At 41.6% G+C, this 19,378-nt stretch carries 20 protein-coding genes; 2 read left to right on the top strand and 18 right to left on the bottom strand.

All coding sequences use genetic code 11. The features are described from left to right. Window position 1: 1 nt before the first annotated feature. The 11 genes from H5183_RS08460 to yceD form a co-directional block, all read right to left on the bottom strand. Complete coding sequence (locus tag H5183_RS08460) at window positions 2–898, bottom strand: DNA polymerase III subunit (protein WP_182731432.1); 897 nt, start codon at window positions 896–898, stop codon at window positions 2–4. Window position 899: 1 nt separating this feature from the next. After that, complete coding sequence (tmk, locus tag H5183_RS08455; protein WP_145233590.1) at window positions 900–1,529, bottom strand: dTMP kinase; 630 nt, start codon at window positions 1,527–1,529, stop codon at window positions 900–902. A 54-nt stretch (window positions 1,530–1,583) separates the two neighbouring features. Beyond that, window positions 1,584–2,585, bottom strand: coding sequence for an endolytic transglycosylase MltG (mltG, locus tag H5183_RS08450; protein ID WP_149982365.1), 1,002 nt, complete (start codon window positions 2,583–2,585; stop codon window positions 1,584–1,586). Continuing rightward, window positions 2,579–3,421, bottom strand: a complete 843-nt coding sequence (gene pabC, locus H5183_RS08445) for an aminodeoxychorismate lyase (RefSeq protein ID WP_259397134.1) — start codon at window positions 3,419–3,421, stop codon at window positions 2,579–2,581. The genes mltG and pabC overlap by 7 nt, the downstream gene beginning before the upstream one ends. Before the next feature lie 54 nt (window positions 3,422–3,475). Continuing rightward, window positions 3,476–4,714 carry a beta-ketoacyl-ACP synthase II gene (gene fabF, locus H5183_RS08440; RefSeq protein ID WP_149982366.1) on the bottom strand — a complete coding sequence of 413 codons (1,239 nt, stop codon included), beginning with the start codon at window positions 4,712–4,714 and terminating at the stop codon, window positions 3,476–3,478. Window positions 4,715–4,832: 118 nt separating this feature from the next. Then, window positions 4,833–5,069: an acyl carrier protein gene (gene acpP / locus H5183_RS08435; protein ID WP_016707440.1), complete on the bottom strand. Its 237-nt coding sequence runs from the start codon at window positions 5,067–5,069 to the stop codon at window positions 4,833–4,835. A gap of 240 nt (window positions 5,070–5,309) precedes the next feature. Continuing rightward, window positions 5,310–6,056, bottom strand: coding sequence for a 3-oxoacyl-ACP reductase FabG (gene fabG, locus H5183_RS08430; protein ID WP_182731431.1), 747 nt, complete (start codon window positions 6,054–6,056; stop codon window positions 5,310–5,312). A 12-nt stretch (window positions 6,057–6,068) separates the two neighbouring features. Next, a complete protein-coding gene (gene fabD / locus H5183_RS08425; protein ID WP_145233586.1) occupies window positions 6,069–6,995 on the bottom strand; it encodes an ACP S-malonyltransferase in 927 nt (308 codons plus the stop codon). Window positions 6,996–7,054: 59 nt separating this feature from the next. Next, window positions 7,055–8,098, bottom strand: coding sequence for a phosphate acyltransferase PlsX (gene plsX, locus H5183_RS08420; protein WP_145233585.1), 1,044 nt, complete (start codon window positions 8,096–8,098; stop codon window positions 7,055–7,057). A 12-nt stretch (window positions 8,099–8,110) separates the two neighbouring features. Then, window positions 8,111–8,281 carry a 50S ribosomal protein L32 gene (gene rpmF / locus H5183_RS08415; protein WP_002962381.1) on the bottom strand — a complete coding sequence of 57 codons (171 nt, stop codon included), beginning with the start codon at window positions 8,279–8,281 and terminating at the stop codon, window positions 8,111–8,113. Between the two features lie 9 nt (window positions 8,282–8,290). Then, window positions 8,291–8,815 carry a 23S rRNA accumulation protein YceD gene (yceD, locus tag H5183_RS08410; RefSeq protein ID WP_145233584.1) on the bottom strand — a complete coding sequence of 175 codons (525 nt, stop codon included), beginning with the start codon at window positions 8,813–8,815 and terminating at the stop codon, window positions 8,291–8,293. Window positions 8,816–8,957: 142 nt separating this feature from the next. Here yceD and H5183_RS08405 point away from each other — a divergent pair, with 142 nt between their 5' ends. Beyond that, a complete protein-coding gene (locus H5183_RS08405; RefSeq protein WP_182731430.1) occupies window positions 8,958–9,551 on the top strand; it encodes a nucleoside triphosphate pyrophosphatase in 594 nt (197 codons plus the stop codon). 18 nt (window positions 9,552–9,569) lie between these two features. Here H5183_RS08405 and H5183_RS08400 read toward each other — a convergent pair whose 3' ends face one another. Then, window positions 9,570–10,214: an HAD-IA family hydrolase gene (locus H5183_RS08400; RefSeq protein WP_182731429.1), complete on the bottom strand. Its 645-nt coding sequence runs from the start codon at window positions 10,212–10,214 to the stop codon at window positions 9,570–9,572. Beyond that, on the bottom strand, window positions 10,211–11,170 hold the full coding sequence (gene rluC, locus H5183_RS08395) for a 23S rRNA pseudouridine(955/2504/2580) synthase RluC (protein WP_145233581.1): 960 nt from the start codon (window positions 11,168–11,170) through the stop codon (window positions 10,211–10,213). The genes H5183_RS08400 and rluC overlap by 4 nt, the downstream gene beginning before the upstream one ends. A 625-nt stretch (window positions 11,171–11,795) precedes the next feature. On the opposite strand from rluC, the gene rne reads away from it, so the two are divergent. Next, window positions 11,796–15,221: a ribonuclease E gene (gene rne / locus H5183_RS08390; protein ID WP_182731428.1), complete on the top strand. Its 3,426-nt coding sequence runs from the start codon at window positions 11,796–11,798 to the stop codon at window positions 15,219–15,221. Between the two features lie 216 nt (window positions 15,222–15,437). On the opposite strand, the gene H5183_RS08385 is transcribed toward rne, so the two are convergent. From H5183_RS08385 to yejK, 5 genes are all read right to left on the bottom strand, one after another. Continuing rightward, entirely contained in the window at window positions 15,438–15,896 is a 459-nt protein-coding gene (locus H5183_RS08385) for a GFA family protein (protein ID WP_149982369.1), read from the bottom strand. Then, the gene (locus tag H5183_RS08380) at window positions 15,877–16,608 is read right to left on the bottom strand and encodes an alpha/beta fold hydrolase (protein WP_182731427.1); all 732 of its coding nucleotides are present in this window, start codon (window positions 16,606–16,608) and stop codon (window positions 15,877–15,879) included. The genes H5183_RS08385 and H5183_RS08380 overlap by 20 nt, the downstream gene beginning before the upstream one ends. A gap of 213 nt (window positions 16,609–16,821) precedes the next feature. Further along, a complete protein-coding gene (locus H5183_RS08375) occupies window positions 16,822–17,022 on the bottom strand; it encodes a hypothetical protein (protein WP_182731426.1) in 201 nt (66 codons plus the stop codon). Between the two features lie 196 nt (window positions 17,023–17,218). Then, on the bottom strand, window positions 17,219–18,004 hold the full coding sequence (locus tag H5183_RS08370) for an alpha/beta fold hydrolase (RefSeq protein ID WP_220496299.1): 786 nt from the start codon (window positions 18,002–18,004) through the stop codon (window positions 17,219–17,221). 300 nt (window positions 18,005–18,304) lie between these two features. After that, window positions 18,305–19,318 carry a nucleoid-associated protein YejK gene (yejK, locus tag H5183_RS08365; RefSeq protein ID WP_149982371.1) on the bottom strand — a complete coding sequence of 338 codons (1,014 nt, stop codon included), beginning with the start codon at window positions 19,316–19,318 and terminating at the stop codon, window positions 18,305–18,307. Window positions 19,319–19,378 lie beyond the last annotated feature (60 nt).

Raw genomic sequence — 19,378 nt, 5'->3', positions numbered from 1 at the left:
CCTACTTATAGCTTTTACGTAAACGATACGCTAAACGAGACACTGCCAACGGCAAGTTCAATCCTAATATCTGTGTACTGTTTTGCACAAATTCGGCCAATGCATTTTGCGCACTCTGATATGAATCAAAATCCATTCCAACAATGAGTTGTTGTTTTAATTGTTCGCTTAAAAATAAACAAAAGACGCGAACACGCTCTGTATCTTTACTGATAATATCAACTAACGCACTGAAATTATGGCCTTGTTTTAGCTCAGTTGCAAACTTATACAATTCATCGATTACTTCCAGCTGCTCATCTTGTTGCCAACGGGCAATCAATAATGGCTGCTGGGTAAACATTTTTAACCATGGATATGCAGGAACGTGCAGTTGGGAAATCCAATTCATAGCAACATTGGCGTCATTCACTTTTACTTGTGTAAGCGCGCAGCGACTTAAAATAGTGGCCGGTAATTGCGTTGTCGCACTCGTTGTTAGTAACAAAAATCGCTGCGGGCTGGGCTCTTCTAACGTTTTAAGTAAGGCATTGGCCGCCGCTGTGGTCATTTTATGGCAATCATTGATCACCACCACTTTATTGGCATTTTGCGCCGCTGATTGATGCATGAAATCGCTGACACTGCGAATATCATCCACACCAATGCTTTGTCCATCAGCTTGCACTACATATTTGTCAGGATGAGTAACCGCTTGATTTAAATGGCAGCTCTTACAATGCCCACAAGGGACTAAGTTAGTTGCAGACAAGCACAATAATGCATTAGCCAGCTGCTCCACTAAGGCGAGCTTACCAACACCTTGTTGACCATTAAATAATTGTCCATGGTGAAAACGCCCAGCATTAAAACTGGCTGCTAATTGCTGCTCAACATTGCTAAGCCAAGGATAAATCATGTTAATTGTTACTTTTCATAAATTGTTCAAGCACGGTAATAATATCTTGATGTACTAATTGCATACTTTGACCTGCATTAACTGTTTTAATAGTGTCATCACTATTTGCGAGTTCTAAATAGCGTGCGCGGGTACGTTCAAAAAAACTCAATGCTTGTTGTTCTATACGATCCAGTTCACCGCGTCCTTTCGCACGGGCAAGGCCCACCGCAGGTTCAATGTCCAAATAAATGGTCAGATCTGGTTTTAAACCTTTTAATACAATATTGGCGAGAGAATCTAACGTAGTAGCGGCAATTTCACGTCCGCCGCCTTGGTAAGCCTGCGATGATAGATCGTGACGATCGCCTAATACCCATTGTCCTTTAGCAAGTGCTGGACGAATAACATTATGTAGCAGTTGCGAACGGGCTGCATACATCAGCAGTAATTCTGTTTCGCTGGCAATCTGTTCGACATGGTTATCTTTTACAATAGTGCGCAGTGCTTCAGCGATGGGTGTGCCGCCGGGCTCGCGTACATTAATAAAATCAACTTTGTGCTGCTCTAAAAAATGTTGGCAAATTGCTATAGCTGTCGATTTACCGGCCCCTTCTAAGCCTTCAATCACAATAAATTTTGCTGCTGTCATGATCTCTCTTTTTAGTTTGAAAAAGCATTAATCGGCTTTCTCGTTTTATATTCTTTACTCTGATTTGCTTAACTGTTTTTGATAACGTAAGTAATCTTGTACTGCTTTGTTATGTTCTTTTAAGGTTTTAGAAAATTGATGGCTACCATCGCCTTTGGCAACAAAATAAAGGTACTCAGACTCAGGTGGATTGACTGCTGCAAGTATTGCCGCTTTTGACGGCATAGCAATCGGCGTAGGCGGTAAGCCATTAATTTTATATGTATTATACGGAGTATGATTAGTTAAATCTTTACGTTTTATATCACCATCAAAGTCAGCACCAATGCCATAAATCACGGTTGGATCAGTTTGCAAGCGCATTTTTGTATTTAGTCTATTAGTAAATACAGAGGCTATTAATGGCCGTTCGCTGGCAAGACCTGTTTCTTTTTCAATAATTGAGGCCATAATCAATGCTTCGTAGGCCGTTTTAAACGGTAAATCAGCAGCCCTGTTTTGCCAAGCCTCATCAAGTACATTTTGCATTATTTTATGCGCTCGTTTGAGCACTGAGCTTGTCGTATCATTAGCATGATAATAATAGGTATCAGGAAATAACCACCCTTCTAAATGCTGCTCAGAGCCGACTATTTGCTGAGATAACTCACCAAGACTTAAATCTTGACGAAGATACTGGGCTTTACTTATTGCCGCTAACACGTCACGAAGTGACTGACCTTCAATAATTGTAAAACTAAAGCTTACTTGTTTACCTTGATTGATTTGCCGAATGTTATCAAGCACCGTGGCGTTATTAAGTTGATATAAACCAGCTTTTAAATCCGTCAGTGTCGGATCGAGTTTCGCGAGTATCTGATAACGTAAGCACCCATCTAACCATTTTTTTGCTTGCCACTGTTGGCAGAGTTGATTAAACCCCGTGCCTTTTTTAACTTCAAACAACGTATTCGCTGGCGCTTTTAAACTACTGTTAATAGTAGCTTGCAACTGTTGATAACCAACTCCAGTTACCAATAATGCTAGCAACACAATCGATATAATCACTCTTAACACGCAGACTCCTTGGTAAATAAACCATGCAATAATACTAAACTATTTGCTAACTCAAATTGCATACCATCAATCGCTGTAACAGGCACAATTCCCATTAAGCTATTACAACTAAATACTGCTTCCATTTGCAGCAATTGTTCTAGCTTAATATCAGTAAATTCAATGGTTAACTTATCACACAGTGATTGCAGATAAACCCCTTGAATGCCACAGTTTTGCAAACTTGGACTAAAAACTCGAGCATTTTTAATAGCAAAAATATTTGCCGCAGAGGTTTCAATCACATTATTGTGATAATCACACACCAGTACATCATCACAATCTTGCCCTTGCATGGCGCGTTTGATCATTACTTGCTCTAAACGATTTAACGTTTTCAAACCAGCAAGCAATGGTTGCGATGCAAGTTGCACAGGGCTAATAGCGAGTTTAATACCTTGTTGTGCTAATTGAGCGTAGTGTGAAGGAAACGGTAATAGCGACAGTACAATCAATAAATTGCTTTGTTCAGGAAGGCCATAACCACGCCCTCCTTTACCACGTGTAACCACTATTTTTAATACGCCCAGCAAAACCGTCTTAATATACTCAGCGATTGCTTGCTGCAGCGCCGATAAATCCAGCTCACCAAAACTAAGTCGCTGCGCGCATTCAACTAATCGTGCACTGTGAAGTGGCCAATGCTCTACTTGAGCATCAACTATTTTTGCAGTTGTAAAAAAGCCATCGCCATAATTAAAGCCGCGATCATTGCTACTTATGCTAACGCCTTGCTGTGGCGTGACTAATTTTATTGTTTGCGCTATGTGAGTTTTTTGTTTTGGCATATTTTGCATATAAAAAAGCCCAGTAACAACTGGGCTCTTATTTTGTCTCGTTGTTAAAAAAGATTATACCTTTTTAAATACCAACGAGCCATTAGTACCACCAAAACCAAATGAGTTACATAATGCGTAATCAAGTTTCGCATCACGAGCCGTGTGTGGAACGTAGTCCAGATCACAGCCTTCATCAGGGTTATCAAGATTAATTGTTGGTGTTACTTTTTGATCTTGTAACGACAAAATAGTGATAATTGATTCAACAGAGCCTGCTGCACCGAGTAAATGACCCATCATAGATTTTGATGAACTCACCATCACATCTTTGGCAGCATTACCAAAAATTGACTTAACCGCAGAGGTTTCTGCTTTATCGCCAGCGTTAGTCGATGTACCGTGAGCATTAATATAACCCACTTGATCTGCATTGATTTGCGCATCGTTTAAAGCATTTTCCATCGCCAAGGCTGCACCGGCACCATCTTCTGGTGGCGACGTCATGTGATAAGCGTCACCGCTCATACCAAAACCAACCAACTCAGAATAGATTTTTGCACCTCGGGCTTTCGCATGCTCGTATTCTTCAAGTACGATAACACCTGCACCATCAGCAAGTACAAAGCCATCACGGTCTTTGTCCCATGGACGTGATGCAGCTTGCGGATCGTCGTTTCGGGTTGATAACGCACGTGCAGCGTTAAAACCACCCATACCAATTGGCGTTGAGGCTTTCTCTGCACCACCGGCAACCATCGCATCAGCATCACCATAAGCAATCATGCGCGCAGCGTGACCAATGTTGTGTAAACCTGTTGTACAGGCTGTCACGATAGAGATATTTGGACCACGTAGACCGTGCATAATCGATAAATGACCAGAGATCATATTGATAATGGTCGACGGCACGTAAAAAGGAGAAAGCTTACGTGGACCACTGTTTAATAGCTTTATGTGGTTTTCTTCAATAAGTGTTAAACCACCAATGCCTGAACCCACAGCAACACCAACGCGGGCTGCGTTTTGCTCTGTGATCTCAAGGCCAGAATCTTGTAGTGCTTGTACACCTGCTGCAATGCCATACTGGATGAACAAATCCATTTTTTTAGCATCTTTTGCCGGCATATAGGCTGACGCATCAAAATCATTCAGCAAACCAGCGAACTTGGTGCCAAAACTAGATGTATCAAAATGAGTGATAGTTTGGATACCACTTTTGCCATTTAACAAGCCTTGCCAGGTTGATTCAACATCATTACCTAGCGGCGTCAACATTCCTAAGCCAGTTACGACGACTCGACGTTTAGCCACGGTTTGCCTCCAATAAGGGAATTATTATTTTTCTGGTGGGTATTAATACCCAAATGCGTGGAAATACAGGGTATAGATAGATTAAGGGCAGCGAACGCTGCCCTTAATATGCGATTGATTACTCAGCGTGAGCCGTTACGTAATCGATTGCAGCTTGTACTGTAGTGATCTTTTCAGCTTCTTCATCTGGGATCTCAGTATCGAACTCTTCTTCAAGAGCCATTACTAATTCAACAGTATCAAGTGAATCTGCGCCTAAGTCATCAACGAAAGAAGCTTCATGCTTTACTTCTTCTTCTTTAACACCTAGTTGCTCAATGATGATTTTCTTTACGCGTTCTTGGATGTCGCTCATTCTTCTTTCCTTTATTAAAAACGCCAATGCGTTATTTTCAGATTGCGGCGTAGTTTACGGCGCATAATTCTGTGATTCAAGGATTTGCTGATAATTTTTTATCTGGTCAAACCTCTTGACGGTTATTTGTGTCTTTTATCGCTTATTTTCAGCACGAATTCAAGTATGTTTAAAGCAAGTTAACAAAAAATTCAACATTTTTCGACAAGCCGCCTCAAAACAAAATAGGAACAAAGTTCCTTACACCATGTACATCGCACCATTTACGTGCAAAGTTTCGCCTGAAACATACGCTGCTGCATCAGATGCTAAGTAACATACTGCGGCGGCAATTTCATCCGGTTGGCCTAAACGCCCAGCAGGAACATTAGCAAGCGTAGCTGCTTTTTGCTCGTCAGTTAAGCTGTCGGTCATATCTGTTTGAATAAAACCAGGAGCAACTACGTTGACTGTAATACCACGAGAAGCAACTTCACGCGCTAACGACTTAGAAAAACCAATTACACCCGCTTTAGCTGCTGCGTAGTTAGCTTGCCCTGCATTACCCATTGTACCAACAACTGAACCTATATTGATAATTCGACCGTTTTTCTTTTTCATCATCGGGCGTAACACTGCTTTAGATAAACGAAAAACTGAGCTCAAGTTAGTATCAATGATATCGTCCCACTCTGCATCTTTCATACGCATAAGTAAGTTATCGCGGGTAATACCGGCATTATTTACTAATACGTCGATATCGCCTAAATCTGATTTTATCGCAGCAAGTGTCGCCTCGATCGACGCAGGATCAGTTACGTTTAACGCATAACCTTTACCATTCTCGCCTAAGTATTCGCTGATATTTGCAGCACCGGACTCGCTGGTTGCAGTACCGGCAACTTTAGCACCTTGTGCTACCAATGTAGTGGCGATTGCTTTACCAATACCGCGACTAGCGCCTGTAATTAGGACAACTTTGCCCTCTAACGAAAATAAATTTGCCATTTTTCCCTACTCTTATTTTGCTTCGTCAATGGCAGTTTGGCTATTCACCGAACCACATACCATTGCTTTATCAATGCGTTTAGCAAGACCCGTTAACACCTTCCCAGGGCCAAACTCGTAGCTTTGGGTAATGCCCTGCGCTACCAATGCTTGTACTGTTTCTGTCCATCGTACTGGACTGTATAGTTGACGCACTAATGCATCTTTAATAGCGTCCGCTGAACTTGCAGCTGTTACATCAACATTATTAATTACATCACACTTAGGTGTATTAAATGTTAAAGCAGCTAAATCTTTTGCTAATTTTTCTGCCGCTGGTTTCATTAGTTCACAATGTGAAGGTACGCTTACCGATAAAGGCAATGCACGTTTTGCACCGGCTTCTTTACACGCTTCCGATGCTCTGTCTACTGCGGCTTTATGACCTGCAATCACAACTTGACCCGGTGAGTTATAGTTTACTGGTGCAACCACTTCACCTTGTGCTGATGCCAAGCACGCGGCTTTAATTTCGTCATCACCTAAACCAATGATCGCAGCCATTGAACCCACGCCTGCTGGCACAGCTTCTTGCATATATAAACCACGGTTTTCAACCAATTTTACAGCTTCGCCTAAGCTCAACACATCAGCACATACCAGCGCTGAGTATTCACCTAAACTGTGACCTGCCATCGTTACGTCTGCATCTGGATTTGCAGCAAGCCATTGGCGGTAAATTGCCACCGATGCTGTTAATAATGCCGGTTGCGTACGATGGGTTTGATTTAATTCTTGTTCAGGACCATTAAGTACTAATGCAGCCAAATCATAACCAAGTGCCGCTGATGCTTGCGCAAACGTCGCTTTAACAATATCAGATTGCTCTAATAGTTCACTTAACATACCCACAGATTGTGAGCCTTGACCCGGAAAAACAAGTGCAATTTTTTGTGCCATACTTTGCTCTTTTAATTAAACAAATAAATAAATTTTTAAGTACGCACCTGACATAGTAATTAATCGTCAGTTGCGACTTTTTTAGTTGAATGTGTTTGCTCGAAGATAGCTGCAATTTTTTCAGGAAGTTGACGTTCCACCTCTCTAGCAGCTTCGTCGATAGCAGCATGAAATGCTTTAGCTGAGGCATTTCCATGGCTTTTTACGACAATACCGCGCAATCCTACCAGAGAAGCGCCGTTATACTGGTCGGGGTTCACCCGTTTATAGAGTTTTTTTATTACTGGCTGTAACATAAATGCTAAACATTTATAGAAAAAGTGCTTTTGCAGTGCTTTGGTAAGCTTAAACATAATCAGCTTGGCAATCCCTTCACAGGTTTTCAAAGCCACATTGCCCACAAAACCTTCACAGACGATCACATCTGATTTACCAGTAAAAATATCACTACCTTCGCTGTAACCAGTATAATTAAGGTAGCTACATTGTTGCATCAGTTGTGCAGCTTGTTTGATATCTTCATGGCCCTTAATGTCTTCGGAGCCAATATTTAATAAACTCACTTTTGGACTATCACAGCCCAGTGCTTGCCCTGCGACAACCGAACCCATAATGCCAAATTGATATAAGGTTTGTGCATCACAATGCACGTTCGCACCTAAATCAAGTAAGTAAACCGGATTTTTTCGCTCAGTTGGCACAGCAGAGATCAATGCAGGACGTTTTACGCCTGGCAACATTTTCAGCACATAGTGAGCCATAAATAATAATGCACCGGTATTTCCGGCACTAACGCACGCTTGTGCCTCACCTGATTTAACTAAATCAAGAGCAACGCGCATTGAGGAATCTTTTTTAGATCGCACAGCAGAAGACGGTTCACAGCTATTGGTGACTACTTGACTACAATGACGAATTATTAAACGAGGATGAGATAGAGAATCGAGAGACTCGAGTTCTTTAGATATTACTTGTTCGTTGCCACATAAGATCAATCTTAGGTTGGCATTTGCATTTACCGCGTTAACGGCTGCGGGGATAGATGAACGGGGGCCATAATCGCCCCCCATCATATCTAACGCAATTGTTAGATTGGTCAGCATAAAAGCAATCTCTTATTTAGAAATTACTTGAACGCCTTTGTAGTAACCATCTGCAGTCACATGGTGACGACGATGAGTCTCACCAGATGTTTGGTCTACAGTTAAAGTTGGACCACTGATCGCATCGTGTGAACGGCGCATGCCGCGTCTTGCACGAGACTTTTTGCTTTTTTGTACAGCCATAGTCTTCTCCTAAGAATCTTTCTTAAGTTGTTTCAAAATATCAAATGGATTTGGTTTATCATCTTCCGCTTTTAAAACACCAAAGCTGGCAGGCTTTGCTGAATAACTGCATGAAGCTTCGTTGTGGGTAGCAACTAATGGCACGGCTAAAATTAGTTCGTCTTCGATTAAATCAAAAACGTTAACTTCACCATTTTCATCAAGCGCTACTTCATCGTAGTCTTCTGGAAAAATCTCTAACTCTGTATCCTCACCGACTGGTGAATAAACAAAGTCTTGAACCAAATCCAACCCTAAATCACCATTACAACGTTGACAAGTGACAGTAACATGTGTGGACAAATTGCCTCTAATCACAGCGAAACCTTGATCATCGTTTTTGCAATGAATTTTTACCGCTATTTCACCTACTTCTTCCTGCACAACTTCCCGTAAACGGGTAAGTTTTTCAAGCGGTACAATACCGTCATACTTTAAACGGTGTTGCGCTGCCTTGCCTGGATGAAGAGTGATGGGAATTTTCACCTTTTGCATAGGGGCTGCATCATATAGATAGTTACTTGGTTAGTCAAAGTAAAAAACCAATTTTAGCTGGTTTTTCGCGATTCATTTCTTTGTTTTGCCAACGGATCTGATTTATCCTAACTCAATCTAATTTTCATTAGGAAAACAATCCATGCAGCACCCGCTTATTTTAGCCTCAAGTTCACCCTTTCGTCAGTCTTTATTGCAAAAATTTAATCTGCCGTTCGACAGTTTTTCACCTGATATTGACGAATCAGCACTACCCAATGAAGCCCCAGTTGAACTTGTAAAACGCTTAAGTGAACTCAAAGCACGCGCAGCCACTACCCTTTTTAAACAAGGCTTAGTAATTGGCTCTGATCAAGTTGCCGTATTTGAGCAACAAATCTTAGGTAAACCACACAACAAAGAAAATGCCATTAAACAACTGAGTTTATTTAGCGGTAATACAGTCACATTTCTAACGGGCTTATGTGTTTATGATATTCAAAGCAATAAAACAAAAACCCTAGTTGAACCCTTTAATGTTACATTTAGAACACTGACACAAGCACAAATATCTGCTTACTGCGACGCAGAGCAACCCTACAATTGTGCAGGCAGCTTTAAAAGCGAAGGCTTAGGTATTTGTTTATTTGAAAAGCTTAGCGGTGATGACCCTAATAGCTTGATTGGTTTACCACTTATCAAACTCAGCCAATTATTGACTGAGTTTGGTATGGATGTGTTAAGTAATCAAGACTAACTATTTATTCGCTACGACTTAAACTAAACGCGCAGCTAATTGCTGATACGAATCAACTGTCGCAATCGGTGTAAACTCGTTTAGCTGCTGGGCGTTATGCACCCCCATAGTTACACCTAAACGGTCAATATTGGCCGCTTTTGCCATCGCCATATCTATTTTAGTGTCGCCAATCATCAGCGCATCATCATGGCTAATATTGAGTTCATCGAGCAGTTGCAACAACATATCAGGAGCTGGTTTTGACAATGCATCATCACTGGTGCGGGTCGCTACAAAGTAATCCCGTAACTGTGTTTCATCCAGCAAGCGTTCAAGGCCGACTCGGCTTTTGCCAGTAGCAACAGCTAACAATACGCCACGGTTTTTTAATGCCGCTAAAGTCTGTTCTACATCAGCAAATAAAGGCGTAGGCGTGTTATCAAGATGTTTATACTGATGCTTATAACCGGCGATTAAATCAGCGTGTAAATGGCTCTGCTGAGGAAATAACACCGTCACGGCCTGCTCAAGTGATAAACCAATGATATTTTTAACCGCCTCGTCACTGGGGCAAACTACACCACAGACTCTCGCGGATTGATGCATACAGTTAACTATTTTAGCCACTGAATCTATCACCGTGCCATCCCAATCAAATATAACTAATTTATAGGGTTTCACGGTTTTGCGGCACGTAACGTTTTAATACAATTAGCCAGCGCTTTATCAAGCGGCGCTTCTACTCGCATAGTAGTTTCATTTTTTGGATGATAAAAACTCAAATCGTGCGCATGTAAAAATAATCGCCCTAATCCCACTTTACGCATCGCCGCATCAAATGCTTGGTTGCCATATTTATCATCACAAGCAATTGCATGACCTTTACATTGTGTATGCACACGAATTTGGTGAGTACGACCTGTTACTGGTGATGCCTGCACTAACGAACATTCAGCAAAGCGCTCCAGTACTTTAAAACGAGTATGTGAAGGTTTACCTTCAACGTTATCCACACGTACTACTCGTTCACCTGATTGTAGGGTGTTTTTACGCAGCCCTTCGGTGACATTTTTAGTTTTAGAATCCCATTGCCCATCAACCAATGCCCAGTAATTCTTTTCCATGGTTTTTTCACGTAACTGTTCATGCAAGCTGGTCAACACTGAACGACGTTTCGAGATTAACAAACAGCCTGATGTATCACGGTCTAAACGATGTACAAGCTCTAAACTGCGCTCATCTGGGCGCAATACGCGCAATGCTTCAATTAAACCATAACTGAGCCCACTGCCGCCATGCACAGCCATGCCTGATGGTTTGTTAATGACGATAAGGTATTTATCTTCAAATAAAATAGCCTCTTCAAGTTTGGTCACTACATCAAGATTTTTAGGCACAAACTCTTCACGTTCAGCTATTTGTATTGGTGGAATACGAACGATGTCATCGAGTTGTAATTTATACACAGGTTTGATGCGTTTTTTATTAACCCGCACTTCCCCTTTGCGAAGAATTCGATACACAGCGCTTTTAGGCACCCCTTTTAAATGAGTAATAAGAAAGTTATCAATCCGTTGACCTAAATGGTCTTCGGTAATCGTGACGAAAGATACTTGTAAGCCGGTTTTTTCTGACATTGCCTAATCACTGATTTAAGTAAAATAATTTTAGTTGCTAACACAGTTATAATAATGGGATAATCACCGTCGCAAATATATATTTGCAAATAACAACGGTGCTTTTTAACACATTAAAACATTCGTGATGCACATTCTGGGTAATTGATCATACAGATCCGAGATAAGTTTTCCAAAGCTTTTATACATACCCAGTTTACACGTGCCTTCAATTAACTCCGATGCGTGTAATATATCGCCAGTTAAGTTTGAGCATGAAGTGTTATTTAATGTTGATGAAAAAAGCAATTTGAACAGATAATTTGTCTGATCGTGACGGCGTACAATACGCCGTTCAGCAGATGTGTTGTAACCGTACAAGTTAATTTAATTAATGGTCGACTCTGGACAGAACTCGAATACGTCACTGTAAAAAAACAGCCGATAGTTTTGGCACCATAATAGAATTTAATAACGTGACAACACGTTATTGTCAGCCAGCACCATAAAGATACTTAGAGTACGGATACAGTACCAAGCTCCCCCACAGACCCAGTCGTGAGATTGTACAAAAAGAAGCGATGGGAGCAACTGAACAGGCGAAAAGTTTCGTCATGTCAGAGACATAACACAGTAGAGTAACAATATGAAACGTATGCTAATCAATGCGACGCAGCAAGAAGAAATGCGCGTAGCACTGGTTGATGGCCAGCGCCTGTATGATTTAGATATCGAAAGCCCGGGTCACGAACAAAAAAAAGCCAATATTTATAAAGGCAAAATCACTCGTATAGAACCGTCATTAGAAGCCGCCTTTGTTGATTACGGCGCTGATCGTCACGGATTCCTTCCTTTAAAAGAAATAGCCCGTACTTACTTCCCACAAGGTTATACTTTCCATGGTCGTCCGAATATTCGTGACGTGATCAAAGAAGGTCAAGAAGTTATTGTCCAAGTAGACAAAGAAGAACGCGGCCAAAAAGGCGCAGCCCTCACCACTTTTATTAGTGTTGCAGGTAGCTACTTAGTCTTAATGCCTAATAATCCTCGTGCTGGCGGTATTTCTCGTCGCATCGAAGGTGATGAACGCACTGAACTTAAAGAAGCTTTAAGTCGTTTAGAACTGCCTAAAGGCATGGGTTTAATCGTGCGTACTGCCGGTGTTGGTAAATCGTTTGAAGAACTAAACTACGATTTAAAAGCGCTGCTTGTTCATTGGGATGCGATTCAGCAAGCCTCTGATGGCGGTAAAGCACCGTTCTTAATTCATCAAGAAAGCAACGTGATTTTCCGTGCGATTCGCGATTATTTACGCCGTGACATAGGTGAGATCCTAATTGATAAAGCCCGTGTATTTGAAGAAGCTAAAGCGCACATTGAGCGTTTTCGCCCTGACTTCATGAGCCGTGTAAAACTTTATCAAGGTGAAGTGCCTCTTTTTACTCATTATCAAATCGAAAGCCAAATTGAGTCTGCGTTTCAACGTGAAGTACGCTTACCTTCTGGTGGTTCAATTGTTATTGACCCAACTGAAGCACTTACTTCTATCGATATCAACTCATCTAAAGCCACTAAAGGCGGCGATATCGAAGAAACTGCGCTTAATACCAACTTAGAAGCTGCAGACGAAATTGCTCGCCAATTACGTTTACGCGATTTAGGTGGCTTAATCGTTATCGACTTCATTGATATGACACCACCGCGCCATCAACGTGAAGTAGAAAATCGCTTAAAAGATGCTGTTCGTCCAGATCGTGCCCGTGTACAAATTGGTAAAATTTCGCGTTTTGGCTTACTTGAAATGTCGCGTCAGCGCCTACGCCCTTCATTAGGTGAAGCGAGCCAAGGCCCATGCCCACGTTGTAGTGGTCAAGGTACTATTCGTTCAAACGAGTCGATTGCATTGTCAATCCTACGTTTAATCGAAGAAGAAGCGATTAAAGACAATACCTCACAAGTTAATGCCCAAGTACCTGTAGCGGTTGCCTCATATCTGTTAAATGAGCAACGCCGTAGCGTGCATCGCATCGAAAAACGTCATAACTGTGATGTGGTGATCATTCCAAATCAACATATGGATACACCACATTATGAAGTAATGCGTTTGCGTAAAGATGAAACAATTGAAGCGGCAAGCTACGAGCAAATCACATTACCTGAACAAGAAGTGTATGAAACATCAAAAACACCAACGGTTGCGGTACGTGAAGAGCCGGTGTTAAAAGGCGTAGTTATGCCATCAACACCAGCACCACAAGCTCAGGCTCAAGCAACCCCAGCAGCGGCACCACAAAGTGTTGCAGCCCAGCCGCAGGTAAGTTTATTTACTACTATCAGCAATTGGTTTAAGGCTTTATTTGCAACGCCTGCTGAGCAAACAGAAAGTAAAGAACAACAGCAGCAAAAAACAGCGAGTGAATCTCGTAATAATCCACGTCGTAACAATGACGGTGATACACGTCGTCGTAATAACCAACGTCGTCGTAACAATAATTCACGCACTAAACCGCAAAGCGAGCGTACAGAAAGCGTAGCTGAAGAAACGCCAGCAGTTGAAAACACGCAAAACAACGAGCAACAGGAAAGAAACGATAACCGTAACAAACGTCGTCGCAATCCTAACTCACGTAAGCGTAACGATAACCGTAACGATGACAGCAAAGTAGTAGCAGAAAAAACCGAAGCAAAAGCTGACGTAAAAGACGTTGCACCAAGCCAAGATGTCGTTGTTGAAGCAACGGAGCAAAAACCTAAGGTTCGTCGTCAGCGCCGTAACTTACGTAAAAAAGTTCGCCTACAAGATGAAAATGCACAACCGGCTACAACCAACAATGACGCGGAGCAACAAGCTACGCCTGTTGTTGATGACAAGCCAGCTAAGTCAGTTGTAACTCAAACTGAAGAAGTTAAAGCACCTGTTGAGGCTACTGCTGTTGAAACAACGGCTGTTGAAGCGCCTGAGCAAAAAGCTGAACAGAGGGCACCAAACGAGCAAGAGACAGTAACATCGACTGATGAAGAGCAAGGCCAAACGCGTACGCGTTCACGCCGTTCTCCACGTCATTTACGTGCTGCCGGGCAACGCCGTCGTCGTCCTGAGGGTGAAGAAGCTACGCCAACGCAAGGTACACAACCACCAGCATTTATTCCAGTTGCAGATCAAGCCGCTGCTGAGTATGAAGCTGAGTTAAAAGCCAAGCAAAATAAGCAAGCTGCAGAAGTAGTTGAAGAAAAACCTGCCGTTGCTGAATCAGCTCCGGAAGTGGTTGAACAAGCACCTGTTGCTGCTGAACCGACTCCAGAAGCGGTTGAACAAGCACCTGTTGCTGCTGAAGCAACTGAAGAAGTGGTTGAACAAGCGCCAGTTGCTGCTGAAGCAACTGAAGAAGTGGTTGAACAAGCACCTGTTGCTGCTGAAGCAACTGAAGAAGTGGTTAAACAAGCGCCAGTTGCTGCTGAAGCAACTGAAGAAGTGGTTGAACAAGCGCCAGTTGCTGCTGAACCTACTGAAGAAGTGGTTGAACAAGCACCTGTTGCTGCTGAAGCAACTGAAGAAGTGGCTGAACAAGCGCCTGTTGCTGCTGAACCTACTGAAGAAGTGGTTGAACAAGCGCCTGTTGCTGTAGAACCAACTCCAGAAGTGGTTGAACAAGCGCCTGTTGCTGTAGAACCAACTCCAGAAGTGGTTGAACAAGCGCCTGTTGCTGTAGAACCTACTCCAGAAGTGGTTGAACAACCGCCTGTTGCTGCTGAACCAACTGAAGAAGTGGTTGAACAAGCGCCTGTTGCTGCTGAACCTACTCCAGAAGTGGTTGTTGAGGAAGCACCAATGGCAGAGACTAAGCCTACTGCAAAACCTGTAGCACACACTAAAACAGTGATCACTTCAGGTAAAGCAAGTGCGCCAATGGCACAACCTACTGCCGTTGCAGATAGCGAAGTCGCCCATACGCCAAAAGCGATGGCACACGACAAACGTGACGCTATTCCAGATAGCGGCTTACGTGCCGGTTCTATCAAACCAGCTGGTCGCGCGAATGCTGCAATGACTAAAACGATGAGTGTTGACTAACACTTTTGGTTTAGCTTAAAAGCACACTAAAAAGCCGCGTTAATGAAAATTAACGCGGCTTTTTTAATAGCAGTTATAAGGTTAAAGAGAACGATTTACTAGGTTCTAGCTAAAGCAGACTAGCCTAAGCAGAGATATTAGATAAATAGTGATGGAAAAACAAACAGCACATTGCACTTGTTATTTATAAAAAGCGCATGAAGGGTAATGCTATATTTATCCTTGTTTTAGCATATACTCATGCAGCAATTCAGGAAACTTTTCTTGCGGTGGAAACTTACAAAAACTGTGCTCTGCCCCCGTACTCGCCCACTCAAGTTTTTCATCCGTGTAAGTTTCAATGAATGGCTTGTAGGTGCGAGAATCATCTAGCATTGTTGAGCGAACATTTACAAAATCATCCAAACCTTCTAGGTGGGTAAATAACCAGCTCATACAATGTCCACAAAAAAAGTGCTGCGTACTGCTGTCATGCAGCCCGCCAATAACAGGCGTTCCAGATGTAATAAAAAAGGCAGCTCGTTGGAATAATGAGCTTAAGCTAAATGCGCTAGACGTCATTTTCTGACAACCAGTGCAATGACAAGCCATGGTGATCATTGGCTTTGCGCTAACTTCAAACTTTACCTGTCCACAACGACAATGGCCTTTTGTTTTATGAGATGTACTGTCCATTATAATCTTCCTTTAAGTTCAATTTTATCAACGCCGATGCTACGTTGAATGTATCACAAATAACCTTAGCACATGCTACAGGGTTTGATTGCGCTATAAAATGTCCGCCTTCAATCTCAACTTGGCTGAAGCTGGAACACATTGACGCTAAGTACTTCACCGCACTCGCGCTTACCAGTAAATCTCTACTAGGGCGAATATAAGTCACTGGGCAATCTAACTCGCACTGTTGTTTTGAAAGGCCAGCTATGTTGCCTAATCTTAATTTGAGTTTACGTTTATTCGCTGTTTGCAGCGAAGCAAATACGGGATAAACCAACGTTTGGCCACCCGTTAAACTAAAACCAAACAGATAAAGTAGCTTTTTACTTAAATAATTTGCTGACAGTAAGCTAACAGGTAAAAAGCCTGCCAACTTAGATAACAAAGAAGGCGCTGAGATAAAGCTGGCCAAAAATACGATGCCTTTCACACGACTGCCAAGTAGCTTATAAAGCTCACAAGCCACCGGCCCAGAATAAGACTCCGCGACAATATAAATATCAGTATCTTTAAAACGCTTTGCTATTTCTGCCGCTTGTTTAGCATAAGTTACGCCTTCAAGTGATTCATATGAGATCACTTCAGTATTTATATTTTCAGGCAAGTTTTTTGTCAATTTAGCAAACAGACGGCCAGTACCATCAAGGCCAGGAAGCAGTATAATTTTCATATTTAAATTCAGCACCCAACGTTAGCATTCAAATACTTGAACTTTGATTTTGGCCAAGTGCTTTTGTGCACAAAAATCATGAGCAAGAAATATGAAAAGTGTAAAAACAATTTAGCTTTGCTCATAAACACCTAGACTCGTTAAATTATACAGTAACTAATTGATTATCTAAAACGATGGCAAGTCGAAGGCTCATATTATTAGGGATGTTTGTTATTTTTTCTTTTCTTGTATTGCGGTGCCAACTGAAAGACCAATGCCAGCGCCAACAGCAATGCCAATAGCTAAACTAAAATGTAATATGTTAAATATTACATCAATAACCACACCGATAGCAGAGCCAACTCCACACCCTATTGCCATATATACACCTAAGGTTTTATTTGCTGATTTACCTTCCTTTTTATTACTCATATCAGTCCTTAAATCATCACAGCTATATCGGCTTATCTACAAGTCTAAAAAATGACTCGATTTGATTTATTTTCATTTGTAAACTAAACACAGCCTAGTTACTATTTTGGTTAAATTATTTGTAAGCACATAGCTAACTATACCGTCTCATCGCTTACTGCAGCGGCAAATCATGTAAATCAATTCCCTGCATTTATTAGTCTTTAATTCTTTTCAATAATTCAATTACTTCTTGCACCACCCTATCTGGTTCATCATTTTGAGGATAATGATAGCTCTTATCTGTTAATACAGCTTTACCTTGTGGAAAAGACTCAGCCGAAGTTGAATGCAATTCGCCCCACATTTTTCGGCCTTCATCGGTAAAAAAGAGTAATGGCGGATTTTTATACTTTTTCACGGATGCAATAACGGTTACTGGAATATCTGGGATCTGTGGATAATCTGGCAATGGTCTTTTCGCCCAAAAGTCCAGATACTGGTTGGACATACCATTAGCCATATCGTCTAATTTCACTTGTGCTATTTCTTTCTCAGCTTTTGCAAGATCAATTTGGCGCATGATATCAACATCATGCTCCGAAGCAGGCTCAATCAGCATGAGGGCTGAAACCCACTCAGGATAAGTTGCAGCGAATCGTCTTGCGATATAAGCACCATATGAATGAGCAATATAGACAATTGGTTTTTCAACGTGTAACGCTTCAAGTAGCATGAGAGCTTCGTTTGCATACTCTTCCGAGCTGTAGTTTTTTCTCAATTGCGTAGAACCGCCGTTACCAATTTTTAAATAACGAATGATGCGGGCTTCCTTTGCAAGCTTTTCAAAAACCGGCTCCCAATCAAATAACCCCGCAGAGCCACCAGCCTCTAAAAATAGAGTATGCTTGCCACTCCACGCAATTTCGTACTCAATATCATAGCCATTAACCTTAATAAAATTAGGCTTGGCAAACACACTTGCCGTAACAAAAAACAGCAAAACATTAATCCAAATTTCACTTTTTCTCCTTAAAGACTAGCAAGCCTGTGGATTAACTCATTTTATAATTCACTTTTATTAATAAACCATAGCCAAGTTACTATTTTGGTTAAATTATTTTTTGTATTAAAAGCTAGAGTAATAATCTTATTCGCGGTGGTTTTTTCATACAACTTAATTAATTTAGTATCGACTGTAACTATGCTTCGGCACACAGCAAAAACAAGAAAGCGCGGTGTAAACACCACGCTTTCAACTAATTCAAATCTGCTTAAAACTTACTGCTTATGGCTTATGGCTCTAGTCTTCACTTTCCATAAACCGTTGCAATTGATCTTTAAGGTTCGGCGGTATGCCTTTAATAACTAACGTATCCGTAGCTTCGTTGTACATTACCCGTTCGCCTAGATGTTTGCGTTCAAAGCTGATGCTCACGCCGCCGCCAAGGCCAGAGAATTTAACCATACTGGTAACGGTTTTTTTATCGACCGGGAATGACTCTTCTAGGTCATAGCTTTGCTCTTTGCAAAAGCTTTCAAATGGGTTGTCGTCACCTTTTGTGAGCGTTGCTGATAACTCGCTGACGTTAGCATCTTCACCAGTAGTAACGCAGTCATTACAGTAATCAAATACTTGTTTACGCAGATCGTCTTTTTCAGATTTATCAAATTGTTGCTCTGATAAATAATCTTCAACTGCATTGAGCATTACTTGGCTTTGCTGTTTTGGATCGATGCCTTCTTCGCAACCTAAAAAGTCTAAGAAGAAGTCGGCGACTTTGCGCCCTGCTCGGCCTTTAATAAATGAGATATAACGATTGTCTTCTGCTTGGGTGTCCCACGCAGTTAAATCGATGCGTGCAGCTAGTTGCATGCGGGAAATATCTAAATGGCGTGACGAGGCTAAATCAAGCTCAGAGGTAATAGAGTAATGCTCTTTGATGTTGATCATTGCAATCAGCATATAATCGGTTGCTACGTATTGATAATGACAAAATACTAAATAGCCAGTTTCGTTAAACGCGTACTTATCAAGTTCCTCTTTAAGTACAGCTGAAGCTTGCTCTGTCATGTGCCAAAAGCCAAGCTCGCTGTTGCGGTAACTTTGCATGGCTGATGCAACTACAGAGTTTTTATCACCACTAAAAGCACAGTACCCTTTACCTGGTTTGCCGTTGTATGCGTGATGAAGTTGCTCGATGAATACAGCGACTTTATCATTCACTGCCATTTCGTCATTGCGCAAATGAATTTGCGTATCGTCGTCTTTTTTGTCTACATAATGAACGACTAACTTTTTAACATCTATTGCCATCTTTGTTTTTCACGCCTCTGGTGTTAAAATGTGAGAATATAACTCTTTTATTGAACCAAC

It is taken from the genome of Pseudoalteromonas sp. SR44-8 (assembly GCF_014163635.1).
In the GTDB taxonomy this organism is placed as follows: domain Bacteria; phylum Pseudomonadota; class Gammaproteobacteria; order Enterobacterales; family Alteromonadaceae; genus Pseudoalteromonas; species Pseudoalteromonas rhizosphaerae.
This window is presented reverse-complemented; position numbering and strand designations above follow the sequence as displayed.